At 63.7% G+C, this 5,183-nt stretch carries 2 protein-coding genes and 3 pseudogenes; 2 read left to right on the top strand and 3 right to left on the bottom strand.

Annotation, left to right across the window (positions count from 1 at the left end; all coding sequences use genetic code 11):
- Window positions 1-104 precede the first annotated feature (104 nt).
- From nadA to AHiyo1_RS03570, 3 genes and pseudogenes are all read right to left on the bottom strand, one after another.
- Window positions 105-1,411: pseudogene (gene nadA / locus AHiyo1_RS03580) on the bottom strand (quinolinate synthase NadA).
- Window positions 1,408-2,118 (bottom strand): NUDIX hydrolase, encoded by a 711-nt coding sequence (locus tag AHiyo1_RS03575; RefSeq protein ID WP_113990543.1) that lies wholly within the window; start codon window positions 2,116-2,118, stop codon window positions 1,408-1,410. Before AHiyo1_RS03575 ends, nadA begins: the two are co-directional and overlap by 4 nt.
- A 101-nt stretch (window positions 2,119-2,219) precedes the next feature.
- Window positions 2,220-2,699, bottom strand: coding sequence for an Lrp/AsnC family transcriptional regulator (locus tag AHiyo1_RS03570; protein ID WP_059387632.1), 480 nt, complete (start codon window positions 2,697-2,699; stop codon window positions 2,220-2,222).
- Between the two features lie 177 nt (window positions 2,700-2,876).
- Here AHiyo1_RS03570 and AHiyo1_RS03565 point away from each other — a divergent pair.
- Window positions 2,877-4,258: pseudogene (locus AHiyo1_RS03565) on the top strand (amino acid permease).
- A gap of 240 nt (window positions 4,259-4,498) precedes the next feature.
- Window positions 4,499-5,183, top strand: a pseudogene (locus AHiyo1_RS03560) (thiamine pyrophosphate-dependent enzyme); the annotation flags it as partial.

Genomic DNA, 5,183 nt, shown 5'->3' with positions numbered 1-5,183 from the left:
CGATGCCGCTCCCGACGACGACGAGCCGCCGCCGCGCCTGGGCGCCGGGAATGCGTTCTGCAGTCATGTGAGGCTCGATTCGACTGGTTGGTACGGGATGTGGCCTAGAGCGGCCGAGCTGCGAGCATGCGTTCGAGGGCGATCTTGGCGTTGTCCTTGACCGAATCGTCCACAGTAATGCGGTTGACCACGCGGCCCTCCACCAGTTCCTCGAGTACCCAGCGAGGTAGCCGGGGTGGATGCGGTACATCGTGGAACAAGGGCAGATCACTGGGTCGAGGCAGAAGATGGTGTGCTGCGGGTTCTCCGCGGCCAAGCGGTTCACCATGTTGATCTCGGTGCCGATCGCGAAAGTGGTGGGCTCGGTCGCGGCGGCGATGGCCTTCTTGATGAAGTCCGTGGAGCCTGCGCCGTCTGCCGCGTCAACAACCTCCATCGGGCACTCAGGGTGCACAATGACGTTCACGCCCGGGAATTCGGCGCGTGCCTTCTCGATCTGGCCCACGTTGAAACGCTTGTGGACGGAGCAGAAACCGTGCCAGAGGATGACGCGGGAATCCAGCAGGGTCTGTTCGTCGTTTCCGCCGAGTTCCTTGCGCGGGTTCCACATGGGCATCTGCTCCAGCGGGACGCCTAGCGCCTTGGCCGTGTTGCGGCCCAGGTGCTGGTCAGGGAAGAAGAGGACCCGCTGGCCGCGTTCGAAGGCCCATTCGAGCACCGTCTTGGCGTTGGAGGACGTGCAGACGATGCCGCCGTTGCGTCCGCAGAAGGCCTTCAATGCGGCCGAGGAATTCATGTAGGTCACCGGGATGACCGGGGCACGGCCTTCGGAATCGGGGGCGGTCCCGAAGAGCTCCTCGAGCTGCTCCCAGCATTCCTCCACCGAATCCTCGTCCGCCATGTCGGCCATGGAGCAGCCGGCGGCCAGGTTCGGCAGGATCACGGCTTGGTCTGCGCTGGACAGGATGTCGGCTGTTTCGGCCATGAAGTGAACACCGCAGAAGATGATGGCCTCGGCGTCGGGCTTGGTCAGGGCAGCGTTGGCGAGCTGGAAGGAGTCGCCCACGAAATCCGCGTACTGGACAACTTCGTCGCGCTGGTAGAAATGGCCCAGGATGACAGCCCGGTCCCCCAGCGTCTCCTTGGCGGTACGGATCCGGGCGTCGAGCTCGGCGTCGCTGGCCAGCTTGTACTCTTCGGGCAACTGGCCTTGGCGGGGCGTGGCCTTCGGAGCGTCGTCGGCGCTGGACGCACCGGGACCGTAAGCGGGGATGCCTGCGAGGGCTTCGGCGAGGTCGTACTCCCAGGGGCCCTTGGCCAGAGCGGGGCTGCACGTCGACCCGGCCGCGGAACGGCCGTTTTCGGCTTCTTCCCGGGTGATCAGCTGGATAGCTGTATTGACGCTGCTCATGGTGTACTCCTGTTGTCTGGCCCGAGTCCGGGCGTGCCGGTGAAGCGGTAGAGGCGGGGCGGGCGGTGTTTTCCGCCCTGGAGGTATTCACCGGTTTCCTCGATTTCCGGTGTTCCCTTGATTTGCCGGCGGAAGTTTGCCGGATCCAGCTGACGGTCCAGGACAGCCTCGTAGACTTCGCGGACCTGTGCCAGGGTGAAGAATTCACCCAGCAAGTGATAGGCGATGGACCCGTAGGCCATTTTGTTGCGCAGCCGCCACAAGGCGTAGTCCACAATCGCGTTGTGGTCGAAGGCCAATTCCGCGAGCCTATCGGCCCGGAACCACCGGACGTTCTCGGATTCGTCGGCCAGGGCGGCTTCCGTGGGCTGTACCAGGGCCCAGTAGACAATCGACACGACCCGCTGGGCGGGCGAGCGGTGCAGGCCGCCGAAAGCGTAGAGCTGTTCGAGGTATTGGGGAGCCAGCCCCGTGGTTTCGCGCAGGTTGCGGGACGCGGCATCCTGGAGGGATTCGTCGTGCTGGAGCGGTCCGCCGGGCAATGCCCACATGTCCTTGAACGGTTCGCGGATGCGGCGCACCAGAGGCAACCACAGCGTGGGGCGGCCGGAGCTTTCACTGGGGCGGAGGGCGAAGATCACCGTCGATATGGCCAACGACGGCGGCGCGAGCCTGCGCTCTGCGACATTCGCGGAGGTGGCGTACACGGTACTCACCCCGCTTCTTTGCCGTAGGGATCAGAAAACTAGTTATAGTCAAAATGACTAGAACTAATGGTACGACTGTCGGCGGACAGTGTCCAAATGTTTCAGCCCGCGTTCTCCTTGGCGGCAGCTTCCAGGAGGGGCAAAGTGCGGCCTTGGAAATGCGTATTCAGCACGATCACCGAGGACGAACGGAGCACGGTCTTGGTGGCGATGAGCTTGTCCAGCACGCGCTGCAGGTCCGAGTTCGACTTGCCCACCACCCGCACCATGAGGTCCGAACTACCGGAAACGGTGTGGACCTCAATGAGTTCAGGGATCGCTGCCAAAGCTTCGACGACGGCGTCGTGCCCCAGGTCCTGGTTGATGGTCAGCGAGCAGAAGGCGACCACCGGATAGCCGAAGCCGGCAGGATCGGGCTGCGGAACCCAGGGAGCCACCACTCCGCGCTCGGCCATCCGGTCCAGCCGCGACTGGACCGTGGCACGGGCGACCTTCAAGACCCTCGATGCCTCCAGAACGGACGCCCGCGGGGAGTCTGTGAAAAATCGGACAATCTTGGCATCCAACTCGTCCACAACCATCAGTTTTTCCTGCTTCCGCCCAAGGGGATGTACAAATCGGCACTTCATGCCCAGATGCCACTCCAGCTTGTAACCATCCTCTCACGAGTGTTTTTCGCCACTTTCATCCGGAAGCGGTAAATTCGATAAGTCCTACGAGGACCAGCGAACAAACCATCCACAAGAAGGCAAACACGAATGACAACGAAGTCCACCGCTGTTCGACCCTCCATTCCTTCGCGAGGCCTTGGCCACTCGATGAAGCCGCGCCAGCTCACCATGATGGGCTTGGGCAGCGCCATCGGCGCGGGACTCTTCCTCGGTTCGGGCGCCGGAATCCACGCCGCCGGCCCGGCAGTGCTCATCTCCTACCTTGTGGCGGGCACCTTGATCATCGTGGTGATGTGGGCCCTAGGCGAGATGGCAGCCGCCAACCCGAACAGCGGCGCCTTCTCGGTGTACGCGGAAAAGGCCATGGGCAGGACGGCCGGGTCCACGGTCGGCTGGCTTTGGTGGCTGCAGTTGGTAGTGGTCATCGCCGCGGAGGCACTCGGCGCAGCAGGGCTGCTCTTCTCCGTCTGGCCAGTCATTCCTGTGTGGGCGCTGGCGTTGGTATTCATGGTGGCCTTTACCGCGATCAACCTTGCCGGGGTCCGGAACTTCGGTGAGTTCGAATTCTGGTTCGCCATCCTGAAGGTCGCGGCCATTGTCGCTTTCCTCGTCATCGGCGCAGCTTTGCTGTTCGGCTGGTTGCCCGGCGTAGCTTCCCCCGGCCTCGCAAACCTGACCGGCAACTTTGCACCGTCCGGCTGGTCTGGAATTGCCGCAGCCCTCTTCGTAGTGATTTTCGCCTTCGGGGGCACCGAAATCGTGAGCGTGGCTGCTGCGGAGACGCAGAACCCGGCACACAGCGTCGGCAAAGCCATCCGCACGGTGGTGTGGCGCATCCTGGTCTTCTACATTGGTTCGGTCTTCGTCATTGCAGCAGTACTGCCCTCCGATTCCGAAGCTTGAAGTCGCCGTTCGCCGGCGTCCTGGACCTTGCCGGCATCCCGGGAGCCGGCGCTGCCATCACGCTCGTCGCCGTCGTGGCATTGCTTTCCGCGCTCAACGCAAACCTCTACGGCGCCTCACGCATGGTCTTCTCCTTGTCTGAACGCGGCGAAGCACCTGCCTTCCTGTCACGGCTGCGCGGCGCCCAGGTGCCCATGGCCGCCGTCGGGGTTTCCGTTGCATTCGGCTTCATCGCCACCATCCTGGAACTGCTGTTCCCCGACCACGTACTCCCCGCCCTGCTCAACCTTGTCGGGTCCACGTGCCTCGTAGTCTGGGGAACTGCGCTCGTGTCCCAGTTCATCCTGCGCCGGCGCGCCGACCGCGAAGGAACCGAACTGCCGCTTCGCATGAAGGGATTCCCCTTCCTTACGGTATTCGGACTGGCGTTGCTTGCCCTGATCTTCGTGGTGGGCTTCTCGAATGCAGAGAGCGCCGGTCAGCTGATCGGCACGTTCCTGTTGATCGCGTGCATCGCCGCGGCCTGCCGGATCGGCGCCAAGGTGAAGTCCGCACGAAACGCCTAAGCTGACCCAACTCACTCGCAGTTGTTGTCGTTTTGAGCCCTCATAACGACAACAACTGCTGGGCCCACGCCGCCAGGGTTCCCTGGCCGAGCTTGCGAGGCGAGGGTGGCGGTGGGGAGTTAGTTGGGAGATGCGCAAATTGCTATGTGTCCCCAGGGGAAAGCTGGCAGTCCATGGCAGTTTGACTAGCCCCGAATAGGCGGATTGCCTACGTTCCGAACAGTGACTACGGTCGCCTCCATGGACTCATCTCTTCCCGTCGTGGCCGCAGCCGACGCCGCACCCCTGTCCCCTGGACAGCTCAGGGAGCTCTATTCCCTGATGGCTGCCGTTCGATACCTCGATACCTCGGCCGTTGCCTGGCAGCGCCAGGGAATCATCCCCGGCTACGCTCCGGAACTCGGCCAGGAAGCCGCCCAGGTCGGCAGCGCCTACGCCCTCGACACTGCCCGCGACTTCGCCTTCCCGACGTACCGCGAGATGGGTGTCGCCAGGACCATGGGCGTGGACATGGTGGCGTACATGTCCACCCACAAGGCAACGTGGCACGGCGGAATGTACGATCCCCTGGCTAGCCGCCTCGCGCCCATCCAGGCCGTGGTGGCAGGCTCGGTGCTTCATGCCGTCGGCTGGGCCCACGGCCAGACCCTGAGCGGCGGGCACGGAGTGGCCCTCAGCTACTTCGGCGATGGTGCGTCCTCCCAGGGCGATGTCCACGAGGCCATGAACTTTGCCGCCGTGATGAAGGCACCTGTTGTCTTCTTCATCCAGAACAACGGCTGGGCGATTTCCGTGCCCACCGAGCGGCAGGTGGCCGGCGGTTCGGTAGCTGCCCGAGCCGCGGGCTACGGAATCCCGGGCATCCAGGTGGACGGCAAGATGTGGTCGCCGTCCATGAGGCCACCCGCAACGCCTTCGCCCACTG

Source organism: Arthrobacter sp. Hiyo1 (genome assembly GCF_001263615.2).
In the GTDB taxonomy this organism is placed as follows: domain Bacteria; phylum Actinomycetota; class Actinomycetes; order Actinomycetales; family Micrococcaceae; genus Arthrobacter.
This window is presented reverse-complemented; position numbering and strand designations above follow the sequence as displayed.